This window comes from Castellaniella daejeonensis (assembly GCF_039523555.1).
GTDB classification, from domain to species: domain Bacteria; phylum Pseudomonadota; class Gammaproteobacteria; order Burkholderiales; family Burkholderiaceae_B; genus Castellaniella; species Castellaniella daejeonensis.
This window is the reverse complement of the sequence record NZ_BAAAFN010000014.1, coordinates 1-20,727: the sequence shown is the minus strand read 5'-3', so window position 1 is coordinate 20,727 and position 20,727 is coordinate 1. Positions and strand designations below refer to the sequence as shown.

20 protein-coding genes and 1 tRNA gene are annotated in these 20,727 nt (G+C 67.4%); 7 read left to right on the top strand and 14 right to left on the bottom strand.

All coding sequences use genetic code 11. The features are described 5' to 3' along the window. Positions 1–12: 12 nt before the first annotated feature. The 3 genes from pdxH (at position 13) to purU (ending at position 2,094) form a co-directional block, all read left to right on the top strand. On the top strand, positions 13–645 hold the full coding sequence (pdxH, locus tag ABD022_RS09305; protein ID WP_343821078.1) for a pyridoxamine 5'-phosphate oxidase: 633 nt from the start codon (positions 13–15) through the stop codon (positions 643–645). 7 nt (positions 646–652) lie between these two features. Then, positions 653–1,183 (top strand): flavin reductase family protein, encoded by a 531-nt coding sequence (locus tag ABD022_RS09300; RefSeq protein ID WP_325124104.1) that lies wholly within the window; start codon positions 653–655, stop codon positions 1,181–1,183. Between the two features lie 62 nt (positions 1,184–1,245). Beyond that, positions 1,246–2,094, top strand: coding sequence for a formyltetrahydrofolate deformylase (gene purU, locus ABD022_RS09295; RefSeq protein WP_325124105.1), 849 nt, complete (start codon positions 1,246–1,248; stop codon positions 2,092–2,094). Between the two features lie 28 nt (positions 2,095–2,122). Here purU and ABD022_RS09290 read toward each other — a convergent pair whose 3' ends face one another. The 7 genes from ABD022_RS09290 to mog form a co-directional block, all read right to left on the bottom strand. Next, complete coding sequence (locus ABD022_RS09290) at positions 2,123–2,572, bottom strand: MaoC family dehydratase (protein WP_325124106.1); 450 nt, start codon at positions 2,570–2,572, stop codon at positions 2,123–2,125. Between the two features lie 165 nt (positions 2,573–2,737). Further along, positions 2,738–3,811 (bottom strand): L-threonylcarbamoyladenylate synthase, encoded by a 1,074-nt coding sequence (locus ABD022_RS09285; RefSeq protein ID WP_325124107.1) that lies wholly within the window; start codon positions 3,809–3,811, stop codon positions 2,738–2,740. Beyond that, positions 3,804–4,952 (bottom strand): 5-(carboxyamino)imidazole ribonucleotide synthase, encoded by a 1,149-nt coding sequence (locus tag ABD022_RS09280; protein WP_343821143.1) that lies wholly within the window; start codon positions 4,950–4,952, stop codon positions 3,804–3,806. The genes ABD022_RS09285 and ABD022_RS09280 overlap by 8 nt, the downstream gene beginning before the upstream one ends. Positions 4,953–4,957: 5 nt before the next feature. After that, the gene (gene purE, locus ABD022_RS09275) at positions 4,958–5,461 is read right to left on the bottom strand and encodes a 5-(carboxyamino)imidazole ribonucleotide mutase (protein WP_325124109.1); all 504 of its coding nucleotides are present in this window, start codon (positions 5,459–5,461) and stop codon (positions 4,958–4,960) included. Further along, positions 5,458–6,345, bottom strand: coding sequence for a phosphoribosylaminoimidazolesuccinocarboxamide synthase (locus ABD022_RS09270; RefSeq protein ID WP_325124110.1), 888 nt, complete (start codon positions 6,343–6,345; stop codon positions 5,458–5,460). The genes purE and ABD022_RS09270 overlap by 4 nt, the downstream gene beginning before the upstream one ends. A gap of 6 nt (positions 6,346–6,351) precedes the next feature. Continuing rightward, positions 6,352–7,416 carry a class II fructose-bisphosphate aldolase gene (fba, locus tag ABD022_RS09265; protein ID WP_325124111.1) on the bottom strand — a complete coding sequence of 355 codons (1,065 nt, stop codon included), beginning with the start codon at positions 7,414–7,416 and terminating at the stop codon, positions 6,352–6,354. Between the two features lie 129 nt (positions 7,417–7,545). Beyond that, positions 7,546–8,175: a molybdopterin adenylyltransferase gene (gene mog, locus ABD022_RS09260; RefSeq protein ID WP_343821075.1), complete on the bottom strand. Its 630-nt coding sequence runs from the start codon at positions 8,173–8,175 to the stop codon at positions 7,546–7,548. 60 nt (positions 8,176–8,235) lie between these two features. Between mog and ABD022_RS09255 the strand changes: the two genes are divergently transcribed. Both ABD022_RS09255 and ABD022_RS09250 read left to right on the top strand, forming a co-directional pair. Further along, complete coding sequence (locus ABD022_RS09255) at positions 8,236–9,093, top strand: NAD-dependent epimerase/dehydratase family protein (protein WP_325124113.1); 858 nt, start codon at positions 8,236–8,238, stop codon at positions 9,091–9,093. Next, entirely contained in the window at positions 9,090–10,019 is a 930-nt protein-coding gene (locus tag ABD022_RS09250) for a TOBE domain-containing protein (RefSeq protein WP_325124114.1), read from the top strand. Before ABD022_RS09255 ends, ABD022_RS09250 begins: the two co-directional genes overlap by 4 nt. A 31-nt stretch (positions 10,020–10,050) precedes the next feature. Here the strand turns inward: ABD022_RS09250 and ABD022_RS09245 are convergent, their stop codons facing one another. The 3 genes from ABD022_RS09245 to modA are packed head-to-tail and all read right to left on the bottom strand — an operon-like array spanning position 10,051 to position 12,180. Then, positions 10,051–10,740 (bottom strand): ABC transporter ATP-binding protein, encoded by a 690-nt coding sequence (locus ABD022_RS09245; protein ID WP_325124115.1) that lies wholly within the window; start codon positions 10,738–10,740, stop codon positions 10,051–10,053. Further along, the gene (gene modB, locus ABD022_RS09240) at positions 10,737–11,426 is read right to left on the bottom strand and encodes a molybdate ABC transporter permease subunit (protein WP_325124116.1); all 690 of its coding nucleotides are present in this window, start codon (positions 11,424–11,426) and stop codon (positions 10,737–10,739) included. The genes ABD022_RS09245 and modB overlap by 4 nt, the downstream gene beginning before the upstream one ends. A 4-nt stretch (positions 11,427–11,430) precedes the next feature. Beyond that, complete coding sequence (modA, locus tag ABD022_RS09235) at positions 11,431–12,180, bottom strand: molybdate ABC transporter substrate-binding protein (protein WP_343821072.1); 750 nt, start codon at positions 12,178–12,180, stop codon at positions 11,431–11,433. Positions 12,181–12,406: 226 nt separating this feature from the next. Here modA and xerD point away from each other — a divergent pair, with 226 nt between their 5' ends. Further along, the gene (gene xerD, locus ABD022_RS09230) at positions 12,407–13,336 is read left to right on the top strand and encodes a site-specific tyrosine recombinase XerD (RefSeq protein WP_414647395.1); all 930 of its coding nucleotides are present in this window, start codon (positions 12,407–12,409) and stop codon (positions 13,334–13,336) included. 26 nt (positions 13,337–13,362) lie between these two features. Continuing rightward, positions 13,363–13,854 (top strand): aminoacyl-tRNA deacylase, encoded by a 492-nt coding sequence (locus tag ABD022_RS09225; RefSeq protein WP_343821070.1) that lies wholly within the window; start codon positions 13,363–13,365, stop codon positions 13,852–13,854. Between the two features lie 25 nt (positions 13,855–13,879). Here the strand turns inward: ABD022_RS09225 and ABD022_RS09220 are convergent. The 4 genes from ABD022_RS09220 to ABD022_RS09205 all read right to left on the bottom strand — a co-directional run bounded on the left by ABD022_RS09220 (position 13,880) and on the right by ABD022_RS09205 (position 20,684). After that, positions 13,880–13,954 (bottom strand) — tRNA-Arg (locus tag ABD022_RS09220). Between the two features lie 77 nt (positions 13,955–14,031). Next, the gene (locus ABD022_RS09215) at positions 14,032–15,930 is read right to left on the bottom strand and encodes a LapD/MoxY N-terminal periplasmic domain-containing protein (RefSeq protein ID WP_325124118.1); all 1,899 of its coding nucleotides are present in this window, start codon (positions 15,928–15,930) and stop codon (positions 14,032–14,034) included. Positions 15,931–15,948: 18 nt separating this feature from the next. Further along, entirely contained in the window at positions 15,949–16,632 is a 684-nt protein-coding gene (locus tag ABD022_RS09210) for a transglutaminase-like cysteine peptidase (protein ID WP_343821068.1), read from the bottom strand. Positions 16,633–16,826: 194 nt separating this feature from the next. After that, the gene (locus ABD022_RS09205; RefSeq protein WP_343821067.1) at positions 16,827–20,684 is read right to left on the bottom strand and encodes a choice-of-anchor K domain-containing protein; all 3,858 of its coding nucleotides are present in this window, start codon (positions 20,682–20,684) and stop codon (positions 16,827–16,829) included. Between the last annotated feature and the right edge of the window lie 43 nt (positions 20,685–20,727).

Here is a 20,727-nt window from a genome sequence, read left to right as displayed (position 1 = left end):
CACCCAGACGCCATGTCCATCGCCGATATCCGCCAGACCTACCAGAAATTCGAGCTGCTCGAATCCTCCGCCGCCGCCGATCCCTACGTCCAGTTCGACCAATGGTTCCAGCAGGCCCTGCACAGCGAGGTCCGCGAACCGACGGCCATGACCCTGGCCACGACGGACACGGCCGGCCGCCCCTCGGCGCGCATCGTGCTGCTCAAGGGTTTCGACGCCCGGGGTTTCGTGTTCTACACCAACTATCAGTCCCGCAAGGGCCTGGAGCTGGCGGCCAACCCCCAGGCGGCGCTGCTGTTCTTCTGGCCCGAGCTGGAACGGCAGGTGCGCATCGAGGGCCCCGTCAGCCCCGTCTCGGCGGCCGAATCCGACGCCTACTACGCCAGCCGCCCCCTGGGATCCCGCATCGGCGCCTGGGCCTCGCCGCAGAGCCGGCCGATCACGCACGAAGCGCTGGCCGAACGCGTGGCCGAACTGAGCCGCACACTGGGCGATGATCCGGCTCGTCCGCCCCACTGGGGCGGCTACCGGCTGGAAGCCACCCGCATCGAATTCTGGCAGGGCCGCCCTTCCCGTCTGCACGACCGGCTGGTCTACGCGCGCGACGCCGAAGGCGACTGGGCGCTCGGCCGCATCGCGCCCTGATGTCTCCATGCGTTCCCAGCCCACTCCCGCCGATTTCCCGGCCCTGTTCTTCCGCTCGGCCCTGGGCCGGTTCCCCACCGGCGTCACCGTGATCACGGCGGAACACCCCGATACAGGCACCCCGCTGGGCCTCACGATCAGCTCGTTCAGCTCGGTCTCGCTGGACCCGCCAATGGTGCTGTGGACGCTGACGCACGCGGCGGCCTCGCTGGCATCCTTCAAGGCGCTGGACCGATACGTCATCCACGTGCTCTCGGCGGGCCAGGTGGACCTGGCCCGGCGGTTTGCCAAGGGACCGCAGGCCGAGCGCTTCGTCGGGCTGGAACTGGAACGCGCGCCCAACGGCACCCTGATGCTGGCCGACAACCGCTGCGCCGCCTGGTTCGAATGCCACAACACGCAGCGCCACGAAGCCGGAGACCACACGATCTTCGTCGGCCAGGTGGAGCACTGCCACCGCCAGCTGCTGTCGCCGCTGATCTACCACGCGGGCGACTTCGAACTGACCCCCGGCAGCGAACCTCTTTCCCGCAATTAGCCGGACGACACCACGCCATCTCCTTCCCGGCGGGCCGCCCCCGCGCCGCCCGCGACACCGCCATGCATGACTACATCCTGACCCTTTCCTGCCCCGACCGCATGGGCATCGTCCACACCGTCAGCGGCTGGCTGCTGAAACACCACGGCAACATCGTCCATGCCCAGCAGTTCGGCGACCCGGATTCGTCGCGTTTCTTCCTGCGCGTCCATTTCGCCCTGCCGGGCACCGAGCCGGTCGAATCCCTGGCGGACGACTTCTCCAGCATCGCCGAGCGCTTCGAGATGCAATGCCAGTTCCACGATGCGGCCCGCAAGGCCCGGCTGCTGGTGCTGGTCAGCCGCCAGGGCCACTGCCTGAACGACCTGCTGTTCCGGGTGAGCGGCGGGCAGATGCCCGCAGAAGTGGCCGCCGTGGTGTCGAACCACACGGACTTCCGCTCGCTGGCCGAATCCCACGGGCTGCCCTTCCACCACTTGCCCGTGACGGCCGACACGCGCGCCGGGCAGGAAGCCAGGATCCTGGAACTGGTCGAGCGCGAGCGCGTCGATCTGGTGGTGCTGGCGCGCTACATGCAGATTTTGTCGCCGCAACTGTGCCGCGCCCTGGAAGGCCGCGCCATCAACATCCACCACAGTTTCCTGCCCGGCTTCAAGGGCGCGCGGCCCTACTACCAGGCGCATGCGCGCGGAGTGAAGCTGATCGGTGCAACGGCGCACTACGTGACGGAGGATCTGGACGAGGGCCCCATCATCGAGCAGGACATCGAGCGCGTGGACCACGCCATGGGCCCCGGCGACCTGACGCGCATCGGCAGCGACATCGAATCGGTGGTGCTGTCGCGCGCCGTGCGCTGGCATGTCGAGCACCGCATCCTGCTGAACGACCGGCGTACGGTGGTGTTCCGCTGAATTCCGCCGGACGAGTCCGAGGACGAATTCAGGTCCTGGGCGGAACTTCCAGTTCGAACAGGCTGGTGGCCTCGACCTCGAGCACCTGGATGTCGTCCTGGTTGAACAGCCGCCAGGTCCAGCGGATGATGCCCAGGTCGTCGCGCGTGGACGACACGCGCTTGGAATCCACCGTGGCCTCCAGGCGCAGCTGGTCGCCGGGGCGCACCGGATGCATCCAGCGCAGGCGTTCCAGGCCCGGCGAACCGAACGATTCGGAACCCTGGAGCGCGGCCTCGACGGCCATGCGCATGGCCAGCCCGCAGGTCATCCAGCCGCTGGCGATCAGGCCTCCCCAGCGGCCGTTGCGGGCGCGCTCGGGGTCGACGTGGAACCACTGGGGATCGTAGGCACGCGAAAAGGCCAGCATCTCGGCCTCGTCCACGGTGACGGGGCCGTGATGAATCACCAGGCCGGGTTCGAATTCCTTGAATTTCATCAGTCCAACTCCGGAAAGCGTCGCCCGGCCTTGGGGGGCCGGGGCGGAATCACGGCCAGGGGCATGCCCTCCAGCTCGGCGACCGGACAGTGTAGCGTGGACCCCGCCCGGTTGGCGAACATCCCCCCGCCAGGCGCACGGAAACACCCGCCATCTGCCGGGGGATCAGCCGAACGCCGCCGCCGCCCGGGTGATCCTGTCATTGACGCCCTGCCAGGCCGGTCCTGCCGGCGGGCGCTGCAGCAGGATGCGGTCGTAGCCGGCCTCATCGAGATCGCGCAGCAAGGCGTACAAGCGACGTGCGTAGGCCGCCGGATCGGCCGGCAGCACGATCCATTCCACACCACCGGGCGCGGGGCCCGGCGGCGCATCCAGGACGACCGCGGCCACCCGCCCCGGCGGCACACCCCGGCCCCGGATCCAGTCATCCAGGACCTGCGCGCTTACCAGGGACACCGGCGTGCGCGGCGCATAGTGCGCCTTGAGCGAACCCGACACCCGGGGCGCCGCCGCATCGGGCAGCGCCGGCGGCACGCCCAGCACTTCGGCAATCTGAAGCGCCGTCACATGGCCGGGCCTGAGCAGCACGGGGCCGACGCCTTGCTCGAGCCGGGACAGGTCGAGGATCGTGGACTCGATCCCCACTTCCGAGTCGCCGCCTTCCAGGATCATCAGCGCCTGCTCGTCCAGGTGCGGGAATTCGCTGCGCACGTGCGCGGCACGCGTGGGCGAGACCTGGCCGAACTGGTTGGCCGACGGCGCGGCCACCCCGCCGCAGCCATGCGGCTTGAGGACGGAAAAGGCGTGCAACAGCCGCTGCGCCACCGGATGCGAGGGGCAGCGCAGGCCGATGCTGTCCTGGCCGCCGCTGACCGCGTCCGGAATGCGGGCCGCGCGCGGCAGGATCAGGGTCAGCGGCCCCGGCCAGAAGGCCGCCATCAGCAGCCTTGCCTGGGACGGGATCGAGGCCGCCCAATAGCCCGGATCCGTATCCGGCGCCAGGTGGACGATGACGGGATGGTTGGCCGGCCGCCGCTTGGCGTCGTAGATGCGGGCAACGGCTGCGGGATTTTCCGCATCGGCGCCCAGGCCATAGACAGTTTCGGTCGGGAAAGCCACCAGCCGGCCCTGGGCCAGCCGCTGGGCGGCTTCCAGGATCTGGCCGGGACCAGCCTCGGCCTGCCCGGCTTGCGCCTCCGGCGAAGCCGCGCCTTCCGAATCCGCGCGCGGGTCAGGCATGGGGCAGTCCCAGCACGGCCGAAACCCGGGCGATGCGTTCGCGCAGCTGCGCCGCATCCGCACCGAGGATATTGACGTGCCCCATCTTGCGGCCGCGGCGCGCCTCGGACTTGGCATACAGATGCAGGCGGGTACCGGGTACGTCGAGCACGCCCGCCCAGTCCGGCTCGCGCTGCCGCCCCTGCGCATCGAACCACAGGTCTCCCAGCAGGTTGAGCATGGCGGCCGGCCGCAGCATGGCCGTTTCGCCCAGCGGCAGCCCGGCCATGATGCGTGCCTGCTGCTCGAACTGGCTGACCAGGCAGCCGTCCTGGGTGTAATGCCCGCTGTTGTGGGGGCGCGGCGCCATCTCGTTGGCCAGCACGCGGCCGTCGCGCAGCACGAAGAATTCAACGCACAGCACGCCGTGGTAATCCAGATGATCGGCCAGGGACAGGGCATGGCCCCGCGCCAGGTTCGCGATCCCTTCAGGCACCGAACCGTCGGCGACCGACAGCGCCAGGATGCCGTCCCGATGGGTATTGCGCGAGGGTGCGTAGCTGACGGCGCGGCCGCGCAGGTCGCGCGCCACCACGACCGAGATCTCGTAATCCAGGGGCTGCAGGGCTTCCAGGATGCACGGCACGCCGCGCAACGCCTCGAAGGCCTGCCGGGCCTCGTCGCGCGAAGCCACACGGACCTGGCCCTTGCCATCGTAGCCGAAGCGGACGGTCTTGAGGATGCCCGGGAACAGTTCGCCGGGACACGCCTGCACGTCGGCAGCGGAACGGATGGCGGCGTGAGGTGCGACGGGCACGCCTGCCGCCTGGATGTAGTTCTTTTCTGCGAGCCTGTCCTGGGCCACCGCCACGGCGTTGCCCGAAGGCGTCGCTGTCCGTGTCCGTGCCAGGCGATGCAGGCTGTCGGCCGGGACGTTCTCGAATTCCGTGGTCACGGCGGCGCAGCGCTGCGCCAGGCGGTCGAGGCCGTCCGCATCGTCGTAGGCGGCGCGGATGTGTTCGTCGGCCACCATGCCCGCCGGACAGGATTCGGCCGGGTCCAGCACGGCCACCCGGTAGCCCAAAGCCTGGGCCGCCTGGCAGAACATGCGGCCCAGCTGGCCGCCGCCCAGCACGCCCAGCCAGGCGCCGGGAGGCAGCATCGCGCTCATGACGCCTCCGGCGGCACGACCATGGCGCGCGCGGCTTCGGTCTGGCGGGCGCGGTAATCCTGCAGTTTCTGCAGCAGCGCGGCATCCGTCATGGCCAGGTTGGCGACCACGTGCAGGGCGGCGTTGGCGGCGCCGGCATCACCGATGGCGAAGGTGCCGACCGGCACCCCACGCGGCATCTGCACGATGGACAGCAGGGAATCCTCGCCGCGCAGGTGGCGCGAAGGCACGGGCACGCCGAATACCGGCACCGGCGTCAGCGCCGCCATCATGCCGGGCAGGTGGGCCGCGCCGCCCGCCCCCGCGACGATGGCGCGCAGGCCGCGTTCCACGGCCCGGGCGCCGTATTCGACCATGTCCAGCGGCATGCGGTGCGCGGACACGACGCGGGTTTCACAGGCGATGCCGAATTCGTCGAACACCGCCGCCGCATGGCGCATCACGTCCCAGTCGCTGGACGAGCCCATGACCACGCCGACCACCGGGGCCGGCGCGATCATGCCGCGCCCCGCGTGAGGCGATCCAGCGCCTCGCGATACTTGGCGGCCGTGCGTTCCAGCACGTCGGCGGGCAGGCGCGGAGCGGGTGCGGTCTTGTCCCAGTCCTGGGTTTCCAGCCAGTCGCGCACGAACTGCTTGTCGAAGGAAGGCGGGCTGATGCCCACGGCGTAGCCGTCCGCCGGCCAGAAGCGCGAGGAATCCGGCGTCAGGACTTCGTCCATCAGGTGCAGCGTGCCGCGTGCATCCAGGCCGAACTCGAACTTGGTGTCGGCGATCAGGATGCCCTGGCCGCGCGCGTATTCGGCGGCCTCGGCGTACAGGGCCAGCGTGACGCGGCGCAGTTCGGCGGCCAGATCGGCGCCCACCTGGGCCACGACATAGTTGAAATCGACGTTCTCGTCGTGCTGGCCGAACTCGGCCTTGGCCGCGGGGGTGAAGATCGGCTCCGGCAGGCGCTCGGCCTGGCGCAGCCCCGGCGGCAGGGCGATGCCGCAGACGGCGCCGGTGGCCTGGTAGTCCTTCCAGCCCGAGCCGATCAGGTAGCCGCGCGCAACCGCCTCGACCAGGATGGGCTCGAGGCGCTTGACCACCATGGCGCGCCCGGCCACCTGATCCCGCTCGTCCGGGGCGACCACGTCTTCGGGGGCGATGCCGGTGGCATGCGTGGGAATCAGGTGCCCCAGACGCCCCAGCCAGAATTCGGTCAGGGCCGTCAGGACCTGGCCTTTGCCCGGAATGGGGTCGGCCAGGATCACGTCGAAGGCCGAGATCCGGTCGGTCGCGACGATGAGCAGCTTGTCTTCGCCCACGGCATACATGTCGCGGACCTTGCCGCGCCCCAGCAGTGGCAGCGACTCGATGGAGGATTGGAGCAGGGCCTTCATGCGGATTTATTTCACCAGTTGCTTGAGTTCACCGGCAGCGTAGCGCGCGGCCATGTCGGACAGCGGGATCGCCTTGATCTTGGACGCGTGGCCGGCCGTGCCGAACTGCTCATAGCGGGCCAGGCAGATTTTCTTCGCGGCCTCGCGGGCGGGCTTCAGGTATTCGCGCGGATCGAACTTGCCGGGGTTTTCCGCCAGGAAGCGGCGGATCGCGCCGGTCATGGCCAGGCGGATGTCTGTGTCGATGTTGACCTTGCGCACGCCGAACTTGATGGCTTCCTGGAGTTCCTCGACCGGCACGCCATAGGTTTCCTTCATGTCGCCGCCGAACTGGCGGATTTCGGCCAGCAATTCCTGGGGCACGCTGGAGCTGCCATGCATCACCAGGTGCGTGTTCGGCAGGCGAGCATGGATTTCCTTGATCCGCTGCACGGACAGGATGTCGCCGGTGGGCTTGCGCGTGAACTTGTAGGCGCCGTGGCTGGTGCCCACCGCGATGGCCAGGGCGTCCAGCTGGGTCTGCTGCACGAAATCGGCCGCCTGCTCGGGGTCGGTCAGCAGTTGCTCGCGGGTCATGGTGCCCTCGGCGCCGTGGCCGTCTTCCTTGTCGCCCTTCATGGTTTCCAGGGAACCCAGGCAGCCCAGCTCGCCTTCCACGGTGACGCCCAGCTTGTGCGCCATGTCGACCACCTGACGGGTGACGTCCAGGTTGTACTCATAGGAAGAAATCGTCTTGCCGTCCGACATCAGGGAGCCGTCCATCATGACGCTGGAGAAGCCCAGCTCGATGGCGCCCCGGCACACGTCGGGGGACTGGCCGTGATCCTGGTGCATGACCACGGGAATGTGCGGGTAGGATTCGACCGCGGCCTGGATCAGGTATTTCAGGAAGCCTTCGCCGGCGTATTTGCGGGCGCCGGCCGATGCCTGCATGATCACCGGGCTGTCGGTCTGGGCAGCGGCCTCCATGATGGCCTGGACCTGCTCGAGGTTGTTGACGTTGAAGGCGGGGATCCCGTAACCGTGCTCGGCCGCGTGATCGAGAAGCTGACGCATGGAAACCAGGGCCATGGCTGGACCTCCAGATAAGAGTGGAATGGTGGAAAAAGCGGATTCCGGGATTTTAAGGCGGAACGGGAATCGCTGCTGGCGGGCCGGGCCAGCCGTGACCGCAGCCCGGCCCGGCGGACCGGGTCAGGGTCAGGACGCCGGACGCCGGGCGGACTTGGGCCGGAACGCCCGCACCACTTCGTCCCGCGTTTCGACGTAGGGCCCGCCGATCAGGTCCAGGCAATAGGGCACGGCCGCGAAGATGCCGGGCACCAGGATCGCGCCGTCCTCTGCGCGCAGGCCTTCCAGCGTTTCCCGGATGGCCTTGGGCTGGCCGGGCAGATTGATGATCAAGGCGGCATGATCCGGCAATTCGCGGATCACCGCCACCTGGCGGGACAGGATGGCGGTGGGCACGAACTTCAGGCTGACCTGGCGCATCTGCTCGCCGAATCCCGGCATCTCGCGGGTGGCCACGTCGAGCGTGGCCTCCGGGGTCACGTCGCGCCGCGCGGGCCCGGTTCCGCCCGTGGTCAGCACCAGGTCGCAGCACGCCTCGTCCACCAGTTCGCGCAGGACGGCTGCAATGCCCGCCCGCTCGTCGGGAATCAGCCGGGCAACCACCTGCGGCGGCCGCGTCAGCGCGGATTCCAGCCATTCCCGCAAGGCGGGGATGCCCTGATCCTGGTACACGCCGGACGAGGCCCGGTCGGACACGGACACCAGCCCCACGATCAACTGGTCGGGATGGCTGCGGCGCAAGGGAAAGGAATCGCTCATGGGATCGGGGATAGACTGTCGGTCATGGAAACACGGACATTCTATTAGGTCGTGAGCCGGATGAAGACGAATACACTCCTGCTGGTCGGCGGCGACCTGTGTGCGCGCACCGCCACCGCCCTGGACCCGCAAGCCTGGGCCTGCATCGGCCTGAGGCGCCGGGCCATGGGCGCCTCGCCCGGAGCCCGGATCCGCTGGCTGCAGGCCGACCTCGGCGCCCCGGATACGCTGGCCCCGGCGCTGGCGGCCTTCTCCACCATCACCCACATCCTCTATGCGCCTGCGCCCGACGCCCGTACCCCGGAAGCCTATGCGCGCGCCTACCCCCTGGGCCTGCGGGCCCTGCTGGGCGCCCTGCCCGATCCCGGCCGGGTGCAGCGCTGCGTGCTGGTCGACTCCTCGGCGGTCTGGGGCCCGGACACGGCCGGCAGCCTGGTCGACGAAGACACGCCGCCCGCTCCGGCCGACTTCCGCGGGGCCGCGATGCTCGAGGCGGAAACCCTGCTGCACGCCCGGCTTCCCGGCCGCGGCACCGCCCTGCGCCTGTCCGGCCTGTACGGTCCGGGGCGGCTGCGCCTGCCGGAAGGTTTGCGCGCGGGGAAGATCACGGCACCGGACGGCACCGGACACTGGGCCAACCGGATCCACATCGACGACGCGGCCCGCGCCTGCGCGCACCTGCTCGGCCTGGCCGACCCCTTGCCCTGCTATATCGGCACCGACGACCGCCCGATGCCCACGGCTGCCCTGTACGACGCACTGGCCCGCATGGCGGGCGGGCCGCCGCCCGCCCGCACAAGCCGTCCGCCAAGCGGCAAGCGCCTGTCGAACGCTCGGCTGCGTGCCAGCGGCTGGACGCCCGCCTGGCCGGACATGCTCGACGGCTACGAAGCCTGCCTAGTATCCTCCCTGCCATGATCTCTCCACGCCGCTCGCCCTCCCCCGCCCCGCCGCCCGCAAGCGGCCCGGATTCGACAGGCACGAACCAGTCGGCAAGGACCGACCTGCGACCGGCCTCATCCCTGAGCCTGCGCAGCGGCGACCACATCTGGGGCACCGAACGGCGCATGGCGCTGCTGGCCGCCATCGGCACCGAAGGCTCGATCAGCGCGGCGGCACGCAAGGTCGGGCTGAGCTACAAAGCCGCCTGGGATGCGGTGGACATGATGAACAGCCTGTCCGGCGACCTGCTGGTCGAGCGGACCACCGGCGGCAAGCGGGGCGGCGGCGCCCACCTGACCGAGCGGGCGCGCGCGCTGGTCGCCTGGTACCAGGCGGCGCAGGCGGAACACCAGCGCTTCATGCAGGCACTGGCGCGCTTCGGTCCGGACGGCACACGCCACCTGGACCTGCTGCACAGCATGACGCTGCAGACCTCCGCCCGCAACCGCTACGAAGGCATCGTCGGCGCCATCGAACCCGGCCGCATCAACGACCGCATCCGGCTGGACCTGGACGAGCATGCATCCCTGGTCGCCACCCTGACCCACGCCAGCACCGAGCGCCTGGGCCTCCAGGAAGGCCGGCGCGCACTGGCCTTCCTGAAGGCCCAGGCGGTCCGCATCCGGCCGTTCGATCCCGCAAGCCCCCAGGCCGGCAACAGGCATGACGCCGACGCAATGCCTCCGCCTGACGCCCCGGGTGCCGGCTCGAACCGCTGGATCGGCTGCGTCGTTCATTGCGCGGACGACGGCACCCTGGCGGAAATCAGCCTGGACATCGGCCCGAGGATCCGCATCACGGGGCTGGCCGATCCGGAAGCCCCGGGCGGCGGGCTTGCTCCCGGCGACCGGGCCGAAGCCTGGTTCCAGGCGGCCGACGTCCTGATCGGCACGGTGGACTGACCGGGCGCATCCCGCCCGCCGACACAGGCGTTCAGGCCCGCCGGACCGGCTCGGCCTGGCCCCGGATTTCTCCATGGGCGATGTGAAAGACCTCGTCGGCCAGGGCCTGGACGTCGGCCTGATCATGCGTGATCAGCACCGTCGGAATGTCGATGTCGCGCTGCAGCTGTGCGAGTTCCTCGCGCATGCGCGCCCGCAGGCCGGCATCCAGGGCCGACAGCGGTTCGTCCAGCAGCAGCAGCCCCGGGCCGGTCGACAGCGCCCGGGCCAGGGCCACGCGCTGGCGCTGGCCGCCGGACAGCTGGACGGGATAACGATCCATCAGCGCATCCAGGCCGAAGGCCCGCACCCAGCGCCGCGCCTGCTCCGGCAGGGCGCGGCGGCCATGCGGATTGAACCACCCCCGCCGCAGGCCGAAACCGATGTTCTGGCGCACCGTCAGATGGGGAAACAGCGCATAGTCCTGGAACAGATAGGCCAGCCGCCGCTCGCGCGGCGGAACGTCCACCCCCGCCTCGGCATCGAACAGGACGCGCCCGGAGACCTCGATGCGGCCCCGGTCGGGACGCAACAGCCCCGCGATGGCCTGCATGGTCAGGCTCTTGCCCGAGCCCGACGGCCCGAACAGCGCCACGCGCCGCGCATCGGTGTGCCAGCGCGGCCGCAGCAGGAAGCCGTCGCTGCCGCCGACCCGGCATTCGATATCGACCGACAGGCTCATGACACGCTCCGCCGTCCGGCCTGCCGGCCGCGCCCGCCGGGCACCAGCCAGGACGCCAGGCACAGGATGGCGATGCAGGCAGCCGACGTGACCAGCACCAGGATATTTGCCATGTCGTCGTTGCCGGCCTGAACTGCCTCGTAGATGGCGATCGACAAGGTCTGCGTGCGGCCCGGAATATTGCCGGCCACCATCAGCGTGGCGCCGAATTCCCCCAGCGCGCGTGCAAACGCAAGCAAGACCCCTGCCAGGATGCCGCGCATCGCCAACGGCAGGCTGACGCGGAAGAACACACCCGCTGGCGGCACGCCCAGCACCGCCGCGGCCTGCTCCAGCCGGTGGTCCACGTCCAGGAAGGCGGCCCGGGCAGCCTTCAGCACCATCGGGAACGCCACCACGGCCGCCGCCACCACCGCACCCTGCCAAGTAAAGACCAGTTCGATCCCGTGCGACTGCAGCCATGCGCCCAGCCAGCCCCGCCGGCCGAACAACACCAGCAGGTAATAGCCGGTCACCGTGGGCGGCAGCACCATGGGCAAGGTCAGGAATGCATCGACCACGTCGCACCAGCGCGAGGACCAGCGCGACAATCCCCAGGCGACGGCGATCCCGCCGACCGTCGCCAGCACGGTCGCCCAACCCGCGACCTTGAGCGACAGCAGCAGCGGGACCCAGATGCCGTTCATCGGATCAGGGCCGGGCGAACCCATGGCGCGCCAGCACGGCCTGGCCGTCGGCCGACAGCACGAACGCCAGGAAATCGGCAGCCTCCGGAGCCCGGCCGGGGCGCTGCACCAGGGCGATCGGATAGACCACCGGAACCGGCGTCTCGATCACCTGGACGACCTTGACCTTGGCCTTCATGATCGCGGCATCGGTGGCAAAGACGAAACCGGCATCGACTTCGCCGCGTTCCACGTAGCTGAGCACCTGGCGCACGTTCCCGCCCAGGATCGCGTGCGCTTCCACCGTGCGCCAGGCGCCGGCCTTTTCCAGGGCCGCCCGGGTGTAGCGGCCCACCGGAACCGAGCCCGGATTGCCCAGCGCAATGCGCGTCACGCCCGGCTTCCCCAGGTCGGCCAGCGAACGGATCCCATGACGATCGTCGGCCGGCACGATCAGCACGACCTCGTTGCGCACGAAATCCGCCCGGCTGGCGGGATCCACGGCATTGGCGGCCACGGCCTTGTCCATGGCCTTCTGGTCGGCCGAGGCAAACACATCGGCCGGAGCGCCTTCGACGATCTGGCGCAGCACCACGTCCGAAGCGCCGAAGGTCGTCAGCACCTTCGTGCCCGGATGGGCAGTTTCATATTGCGCCGCCAGATCCCTGAACGCATTGGTCAGGCTGGCGGCCGCCGCCACCAGGACTTCGCCTGCGGCCGCCGGCATGGCGGCGCAGGCCAGGACACATGCGGCTGCCCGGATACAGAACTTCATGCGGAATTTCTCGCGCTCGATGGAGTTTTCACACTGCATGCCGGCCGAAGCCGGTGAGGACCCGATCCCATGGCACAGCGGATCGAGCAGGATATGATGCAGTCACATCGTAATATATATAGGTATATTCCGCTATTCTGCCCGCGTGATGTCCGATATCGGTCGGATGAAAGGCGGAACGCCCGCTTCGGCGAGCGCGCCGGGCGCTGGCGAGTAAAATCCAGGCATGCCCACGACGGACGCCCCAGCGGACATGGCGCAGCCCTCACCCTTCCCGACGATCGACGCATTCCTGGATGCCCTGTGGCTGGAAGACGGCCTGGCGGACAATACCCTGGCCGCCTACCGGCGCGATCTGTGCGCCTTTGGCGGCTGGCTGCGCGCCGAGCATGGCCGCGCGCCCGAATCCGCACTGCGCGAAGACATCCAGGCCTGGCTGGCCGCACAGCATCGGCAGACCAAGGCCAGCACCGCCAACCGCCGCCTGGCCGCCCTGCGGCGCTTCTACCTGTGGGCGCTGCGGCGGGGCCTGTGCGCCGAGGATCCCTGCCTGGGCCTGCGCAGCGCCCGCCAGCCCGCCCGCTTTCCCAAGACCCTGTCCGAATCCCAGGTCGAGGCCCTGCTGGCCGCGCCGGACATCGGCACCACCCTCGGGTTGCGCGACCGCGCCATGCTGGAAACCCTGTACGCCACCGGCCTGCGGGTGAGCGAACTGGTCGGCCTGAACGTCCAGGACCTGAGCCTGAGCGACGGCGTGGTGCGCGTCGTCATGGGCAAGGGCGGCAAGGACCGCCTGGTCCCCCTGGGCGCGGAAGCCCTGCACTGGATCGAACGCCACCTGCGCGAGAGCCGCCCCGACATCCTGGGCGCGCGCGCCTGCGACGCCCTGTTCGTGACCACCCGCGGGGCGGCCATGACGCGCCAGGCCTTCTGGCTGCTGATCCGCAAATATGCCCTGCAGGCCGACATCCGCGTCCCATTGTCTCCCCACGTCCTGCGCCACGCCTTCGCCACCCACCTGCTGAACCACGGCGCAGACCTGCGCGTGGTGCAGATGCTGCTGGGCCACGCGGACATCTCCACCACCCAGATCTACACCCACGTCGCCCGCGAACGGCTCAAGACCCTGCACGCGCAGCATCACCCACGCGCGTGAAAGGCTCACGCCACCAGGCCCACGCCATGTCCAAGACCAAGCACACATCCGAAACCCCCGCCACCCACTGGCTGCGGCAGCAGAAGATTCCCTTCGGCGAACACCCCTACGACTACGTCGACCATGGCGGCGCGCGCGAGGCCGCGCGCCAGCTGGGCGTGCCCCTGCATCAGGTCGCCAAGACCCTGATCATGGAAGACGAGCAGGCCCGGCCGCTGATCGTGCTGATGCACGGCGACTGCGAAGTCTCCACCAAGAACCTGGCCCGCCAGACCGGCGCCAAGAAGATTGCGCCCTGCGCTCCCGAAACGGCGCAACGCCATTCGGGCTACCAGGTGGGCGGCACCTCGCCATTCGCCACGCGCAAGCGCATGCCCGTCTGGGTCGAATCCGGACTGCTGGACTACGATACGGTGTACCTGAACGGCGGACGGCGGGGCTATCTGATCAGCGTGGCGTCGAGCGTGCTGACGGGGGCGCTGGGCGCCAGGCCCGTGACGGTAGCGCTGGGAGAATAGTGCCCCCACGCTGCGCCGGCATTTCTGGCGCCTCCGGCAGGAATCGAACCTGCAATCTTCCCTTAGGAGGGGAAAGTTATATCCATTTAACTACAGAGGCGCGGCTCGGAAGGAGCGCGTCGGGAACGGCTGCCCGGGAAACGGGCAGCCGCGCCGATGCAAGCTGGCGATTATAGTCTACGACCCTGCAGCCAGGTCCACCACCGCGCCGATCTCGCGGGCGGTTTCCTGGACCGCGGCCAGGAGGCGGCGGGCACCCGGGCTATCGGCCTGGGCGGCCAGCAGGTTGCCCGACACGCGGATGTATTCGGGCCGGATCTCATGCAGGTACAGAAGCGCCTCGGGCTGCTCCGCGAAGCGCCGCAGGCCAAGCCGCACGCCGTGCTCGCGCAGCATCGAGGCGAACGCCACCACCTGCACGCGATGCGCAACCAGGCCATAGGAATCCAGGTCGATCAGCAGGCGGGCGCTCTGGTCGGGCGCCTCGGCCAGCAGGCTGGCGACTTCGCCGCGAAACTCCTCGTTCAGGATCGAAGCCAGCGACACGCGCAGCACCAGATCCCCCCGGTGCGCGCGCAACCAGCCCAGCCCCAGGCTGATGGCCTGGACATCGCAGGACGCGGACAGGCCCAGGCGCACCGCCGGCGGCATGAACAGGTAGCCGGACAGCGGTTCCGAAGCGCCCGGCTCGTGCAGGGTCAGCAACCCCTGGGCGCGCTCTTCCGTGTCGGCCGACGGATCGCGCTGGGTTGCCAGTGCGAACCAGCCCTCGTCCAGCGCATTGCGCAACAGGGCGCGCCAGGCCTGCTCGCCGCCGCCCCGCCCCCCCGTGATGCTGCGGAGGTCTTCGCCCGGCAGGTATTCCACGTCCGTGTGGCCGGCGCTTTCGGCGCGCATCAGGGCCTCGTCCAGGCGCGACAGCACGTCGCTCAGCCCCTCGCCCGGCTCGAAATCCGTCAGCACCATGCGCCAGCGGCACAGCCCCGCCTGGCCCAGCTGGATGCGCTGGGCCTGCAGGATCTCGCCCACGGCCTGCGCCACGCGCACCGCCACGGGACCGGGCATCATCGGCAGAATGAAGGCGAAGTCCGACCCATTCAGCCGCGCCAGCCAGGCCTGGGGTCCCAGTCGTTCGCGCAACACCTCGAGCACCAGCTGACCCATGTTGCGCAGCCACTGATCCACGACCTGGCGGCTCATCGTCTGGTTGATCGATTGCAGGTCGCACTGGCGGAACAGCATCACATGCCCGGCCTCGCCCTGGCCCGGCTCGGACTGCTCCAGCAACCGGCGCAGTTCATTGATGAAATATTTCCGGTTGGCCAGCCCCGTGACCGCGTCCTGGTTCAGTTCGAGTTCCAGCGATTCGATGCGCGACTGGTGTTCGGCCGCCGTCGCCCGGACCCGCTCATGCGTGTGCGAGATGATCTGGGCGACTTCGCGCAGTTCCACCATGGCCGGATGGCGCACCGGCGGCAGGTCTTCGCCTTCCGAAGCCCGCGCCATCGCCTGGACCCGCGCCGTCACGTCGTCCTGCAGCGCCCGGCGCAGCCAGCGCATCAGCATCACCACGAACAGGCCCCACAGGATGCCGGCCCCCACCGTCAGCGTCACGATCCGCGCGGTGCTGGCCCACAGGGCATTGCGCGCATAGGCATCGTTGGCCTGCAGCCGCACCACGCCCAGCTGGTTCCAGCCATTGGTCACCTGGCGCTGGGCCTCGTGCCGTTCCAGGGGCAGCAGATGGCTGAACCAGTCCGGCGCCGTGACGCGATCGTCATGGCCGTCCTCGATCTCGCGGCGGATCAGGATCCGGCCCGTGGGGTCCAGGAATTCCACCACCCGGAACTGGCCGCTGTCGAACAGCACGGAAATCAGCAGTTCACGCACCGTGGGATCCTGGTTGGACGGCTGCGACAGGGTGAGCGCCAGGGATGTCGCGGTGGAATCGCTCTGACCCTGGAGCTGTGCGTCCAGGTACTGGCGCGCCGAACCGATACTGAAAATGGTCGCCCCGGCCAGGATCACCAGGATCGCCAGGGTCACGCTCAACAGCAATTGTCTCAACAGGGACATGACATTCCTTTCATTCCATCACGGCTGAAAACCTTCGGCCCGCATCCGGGCGAGCAGATCGCGCCAGCGCCCGATGCCGTCGACCGACGACCGCTTGCCGCCCGGGATATACACCCCCTGGGCATTGAAGCTGAACACCGGCGTCAGGTCCGGCCGGTTGTGCGCCGGCTGGATCCGGTCGATCAGGCTGTCGAGCACCAGGGGTTCGGCCTGGGGCTGCGGATAATAGCCCAGCACCATGTGGGCGATGCTCTGGCTGCCGATCTGGGCGCGCACATAGACGAAACGCAGCTTCTCGGGCGCCACCCCCAGGTACAACAGGGAAAAATACTTGCCGATCACGTAGTCTTCGCAATCCCCTGCGCCCTTGGCCAGGGACTGCAGCGGCGTGGCCCAGTAATCCACCTGGCCCCAGATGGAAATGTCTTCCCCGCCGATCAGGGCGTTGTTCCAGAAACCGTTGACCATGCGGAGCTTTTCCTGTTCTTCCAGGCCGGAGGCCTGGGTGAGCATGGCCAGCCAGGACTCCACCGCGCGCCCCGCCTTGGCCCCGTAATGCTGCCGTGCATAGGATGCCAGCACCCCAGGCTCGAACGTGACTGCTGGCGCGGGCCCCCAGGCCAGCGCCAGGCACAGGACCAGCGTCGTCAGCCCCCGCAACAGGGCCCGGACCCTGGCAGCGGTCGGCTGGCAATAGGGCATGCACGGATTTTGATACAAATGGAGACGCCGGGAAAGGGGTGGCGCAACAATTCCATGATTGTCTCAGGGATACTACCGGCGGCACGCCGGCCTTGCCATTGGCGTCTAAGACAATGGGCGGCGCCGGATGACCAAAGGAAAACGCCCGCGCGCCAGGCAAGGCTGGAGCGCGGGCGAAGGGTCGCGGAAGCGGCCTAGCTGTGATCGACCTTCAGCTTGCCATCGTTGATCAGGCTCTGGATCAACGACGCCTGATCGCCGCCATGGCCAGCCGTCAGGTCGACGTTGTCGATCACGATCTGCTGGTCGTGGCCGCCTGCAATGTTCCCCGTCGAGCTGACGTCGATGATGGTCTTGCCCGCATCCGCGCCAGTGCCGCCACTGATATGGAGGTACTGGGTGAGGTCGTTGGCATCCGTATGGCCGCTCAGCAGGTCGCTCAGGTCAAGCACATCCTTGCCCAGCGAACCGCCGCTGGTCACGCCGAAATCCGTGACGTGATCCACGGCAGGCGTCGCCGTGGAGCCCTGGTCGCCCAGCTTCCATACGAACACGTCGTCGCCCGCACCACCGGTCAGGAAGTCGCTGCCGGCGCCGCCATGCAGGTGGTCATTGCCAGCGCCACCCACCAGGGTATCGCCGCCCTGGCCACCGAACAGCGCATCGTTGCCGTCCGTACCGTGCAGGCTGTTGGACGTGCCCGACGAATTGTCGATCGATACATCGAAGTTGGTCGAGGCCTTGTCCCCGGTGCCGTCCGTGACGGTCGCACCCAGATGCAGGGTCAGGCTGTCCTGGTCGACGACATGGGTGACGTCATGGGCGTCGGTATGCCATTTCACGGAAATCCGCTCGTCCACCGAGAATTGGCTGGAGGTATCACCGGCACCGATGACGATGTGGTCGATACTCCGGCCGCCCGATGCCTGGATGGTGACGTCCTGAGAGCCGGAGTCGCCGTTTGAACCATCCCACCAGGACTGCCATGCCGCCGTCACATTGACATCCTCGTGCGAACCATCGGTGTAGAACACAGTGATGTGGGCCGTGTCCTCGTTACCCCTGGACTGGCTGGTTCTCCCATCTGCTTGTCGATCCCCGAACTGGTTCAGGGTCAGGGCCACCTCGGTGATGTGCCGGCCATCGGCCGCATTGGCGCTGAAATCCAGCACCAGCTTCTCGCCGAAGCTGCCATCTGACCGGCTGTTGTTGTTACCCGGACCATAGGTATTGTTCTGGATATACCGGTCATCCGAGCTGGAACTGTTCCAGCTCGTATTGTCGACGCTGATGCCCCGGTTCGAACTGTCGCTCACCACGACGTTCGCGGCCGAATCGCTGCCGTCCTTGACGCCATTGATGCCGCCCTTATCGAGGAAGGCCGATAGCGTCAGCCTGACGCCACCTTCGGTGCCAGTGATGCTCGTCCGGCTGCTGAAGTCGTCGAAATCGAACTGCGCCGTCCCGCTCGATCCCGGCACTGTCGTGGTATACGACACGACGGGATCCAGCGTCCCGATCATGTGCATCGAATAGGTGCCGTCCGCCGCCGAGCCGGAGACCTCGAACACCGGATGCCACGTGCCACCCGACTGGTACCCGGCCGACAGCGTGCCATCAGGATTGACCTTGTAGCTCAGGGCATGCCCGTCCGAAGTCAGCGTGACCGTCTGCGGAGCACCGTCGATCTGGACACTGGCCGTGACGGGCTGGCCATTCAGGTTGCTCTTGTCTGCGCCGGTGATGGCAATCGCAGCGCCGGACACATCCTTGCCCACCTCGATGCCGTTGTCCGCCGTCGTCACCAGGCCGGCTTCATTGGCCAGCGTGGTGTTGTCGGCTTCATGATCGACCATCGGAACCGCCGGAATGTTCTTGTACCCGCTCAGGTCGATCGTGATGTGCCCGACCTGGGTATCACCATCGGCATCCGTGACCGTGTAGTTGTAGGTCAGGGTCTTGTCGCCTATCTGGAAGTTGTCCCGCGCAGCGCGGCTCATCTCGAATACATAATGCCCATCAGCCGCCACCGTCAGCGTGCCGTACTGATTCGTGATGACCGTCGACCCAGCACTTCCGGGAACCCCGTTTTCCCAGGCCACCGACCCGGCGCCATCGGCGCCGTACTGCCATGTCGTGATGCCCGATTCCGGATCGAACAGATCGCCTTCGACCCTAGGCAGGGCGTCGGTAGACGAAATCGTGGCATACAGGTCGAACGAATTCGACTTGTTTTCCCATGTATAGATCGTGGAAACCAGATTCCCGTTCGCATCCAGGAAACCCTTGATGTCCAGCTCATAGGTCCGATCGCCTACCGTGAACGTCTGCGTGGCCGTAGAGTTCGTGATCTCGACAATATCGCGGCTTTGCGTATTATTGCCATCACCGGTGTTATCGGTCTCCGTATGCTTCAGCTTGATCGTGTGCTGGACGACGTGCTCGACGCCGTCGATCGTCACATGGATGGATACCTGCAGGTCGACTGAGGTCAGCGAACTCCCCGAAACCGGGAAGTTATTGTGGGTGAACGTCCCCAGCTTGAACGTCGTATCCAGAAGGTTGGAATCCGCTCCGCGAAGCCCCTCGTTGTCCACGAACGCATAGCCGGAGCCTTGACTGGAACTCCCCCAGACGATCCGATCGATCCCGGGATCGCTATCATTGTTGATCGTCTGAGTCAGAGACCCGTTATTTTCGAGTTTCCAGTTCGCAAAACCAGACTCCAGGCCGCCTACACTGATGATGCTGACTGGGATACCCAGATCGCTATCGGCGCTGGGATTGTTGGCTGGCGCATCGTCCTGAATATGAACCGTCAGGTTCGACGTGCCAGATGAACCATGGGAATCCGTGACTTTGACCTTGACGTCGAAGGACTCCACATCGTTCTGCTGGTTATGGCCCGGATGCTCGATGGGCGCAAGCAGCTGGACCGTGTAATTTCCATCGTCGTCGATGGTCACCACAATCACATCCCTGCCCTCGGTATGCCCCGTGTCCTTCGTGCTCCCCGTCAAGGTATGGCCGTCTTCGGAAATTTCCCAATGCACTGGGCGGCCATCGGACTTGAAGGCACCAGTGGGGGGCGCCAGCAGGCTGACGTGATGAGAACTCGTATCACCAGGATCGGCAATTGTCAGCGCACCAGCCATCAGGGTATTCAAGCGGGCTTCGGAAACCAGCAGCTCGGCGCCGGTAATGCTGGGCGGTGCGTTGTCCGTGCCCTCGGAGGTCACGACAAACGACGTTGCCGTGGCATCGCCATCGCCATCCGTGCCGGAAACATTGACCACGAACGACAGGTCGTCGGCCGGAACGCTCTCCGTGTAGGTTAGTGTCGAGAAAGAGACATTGACGCCACCCGAAGCCGTCAGGGTGACGGTATCGAAGCTTGTGAATGGCGCGCCAGCCGCCACCAGATCGGCGGGAGAAATCTCGATGGCCGAGGTACCGCTCGTGACGGGAACATGGATCAGGACGCTCTGGCTGCCGCTCTGGACCAGTACATCGATCGTTCCGGCCGTCTTGAACGTTGAAATGTTCAAAGTGAAATTCGACAGGGCCTGGTCAAATACCATGCGGAAGCTTTCGCTGCCATCGAACTGCGGATTGCCCATGCCGAATTCGTGATTGCTGGTACCGCCTATGGTGTTGGCATTGAATCTGCCCCCATTCAGGGCGGTCAGCGTGGCAAAGCCGAAGTCGTAGGTCGTGATGGGCGAATTATCGATATTGGCCGCCACATCGAATGTGTCCGTCGTCCCCGGACGTTCAGCCAATTGCTTGACCGTATACGTCGCATTGTCGGCATTCAGCGTGACTTCGAAGATCGGCGTGCCGTTGGTATCCTTGATCACGCCAACTTCCGTACCGAGACCGCTCACCGCCCAGCCCGGCGGCAAACCGTCAATGCTGGTAATGACGTGGGAAGCCCCGACAGCATCGGCACCGGTATCGAATACAAGATCGCCTGTTGCCGTGCCAACTTCATTGGACATCGTCGTGTCGGTGTGCACGCCGAAGGTCGGCACATCATCGACGATGTCCACCTTCACCTGCACATCGAAGGTGTTGCCATGCACATCCTTGACC

Excerpts from the sequence above, each read along its gene's own strand:
- pdxH (WP_343821078.1), top strand. The coding sequence starts at position 13 with ATGTCCATCGCCGATATCCGCCAGACCTACCAGAAATTCGAGCTGCTC.
- ABD022_RS09300 (WP_325124104.1), top strand. The coding sequence starts at position 653 with ATGCGTTCCCAGCCCACTCCCGCCGATTTCCCGGCCCTGTTCTTCCGC.
- purU (WP_325124105.1), top strand. The coding sequence starts at position 1,246 with ATGCATGACTACATCCTGACCCTTTCCTGCCCCGACCGCATGGGCATC.
- ABD022_RS09290 (WP_325124106.1), bottom strand. The coding sequence starts at position 2,572 with ATGAAATTCAAGGAATTCGAACCCGGCCTGGTGATTCATCACGGCCCC.
- ABD022_RS09285 (WP_325124107.1), bottom strand. The coding sequence starts at position 3,811 with ATGCCTGACCCGCGCGCGGATTCGGAAGGCGCGGCTTCGCCGGAGGCG.
- ABD022_RS09280 (WP_343821143.1), bottom strand. The coding sequence starts at position 4,952 with ATGCTGCCTCCCGGCGCCTGGCTGGGCGTGCTGGGCGGCGGCCAGCTG.
- purE (WP_325124109.1), bottom strand. The coding sequence starts at position 5,461 with ATGATCGCGCCGGCCCCGGTGGTCGGCGTGGTCATGGGCTCGTCCAGC.
- ABD022_RS09270 (WP_325124110.1), bottom strand. The coding sequence starts at position 6,345 with ATGAAGGCCCTGCTCCAATCCTCCATCGAGTCGCTGCCACTGCTGGGG.
- fba (WP_325124111.1), bottom strand. The coding sequence starts at position 7,416 with ATGGCCCTGGTTTCCATGCGTCAGCTTCTCGATCACGCGGCCGAGCAC.
- mog (WP_343821075.1), bottom strand. The coding sequence starts at position 8,175 with ATGAGCGATTCCTTTCCCTTGCGCCGCAGCCATCCCGACCAGTTGATC.
- ABD022_RS09255 (WP_325124113.1), top strand. The coding sequence starts at position 8,236 with ATGAAGACGAATACACTCCTGCTGGTCGGCGGCGACCTGTGTGCGCGC.
- ABD022_RS09250 (WP_325124114.1), top strand. The coding sequence starts at position 9,090 with ATGATCTCTCCACGCCGCTCGCCCTCCCCCGCCCCGCCGCCCGCAAGC.
- ABD022_RS09245 (WP_325124115.1), bottom strand. The coding sequence starts at position 10,740 with ATGAGCCTGTCGGTCGATATCGAATGCCGGGTCGGCGGCAGCGACGGC.
- modB (WP_325124116.1), bottom strand. The coding sequence starts at position 11,426 with ATGAACGGCATCTGGGTCCCGCTGCTGCTGTCGCTCAAGGTCGCGGGT.
- modA (WP_343821072.1), bottom strand. The coding sequence starts at position 12,180 with ATGAAGTTCTGTATCCGGGCAGCCGCATGTGTCCTGGCCTGCGCCGCC.
- xerD (WP_414647395.1), top strand. The coding sequence starts at position 12,407 with ATGCCCACGACGGACGCCCCAGCGGACATGGCGCAGCCCTCACCCTTC.
- ABD022_RS09225 (WP_343821070.1), top strand. The coding sequence starts at position 13,363 with ATGTCCAAGACCAAGCACACATCCGAAACCCCCGCCACCCACTGGCTG.
- ABD022_RS09215 (WP_325124118.1), bottom strand. The coding sequence starts at position 15,930 with ATGTCCCTGTTGAGACAATTGCTGTTGAGCGTGACCCTGGCGATCCTG.
- ABD022_RS09210 (WP_343821068.1), bottom strand. The coding sequence starts at position 16,632 with ATGCCCTATTGCCAGCCGACCGCTGCCAGGGTCCGGGCCCTGTTGCGG.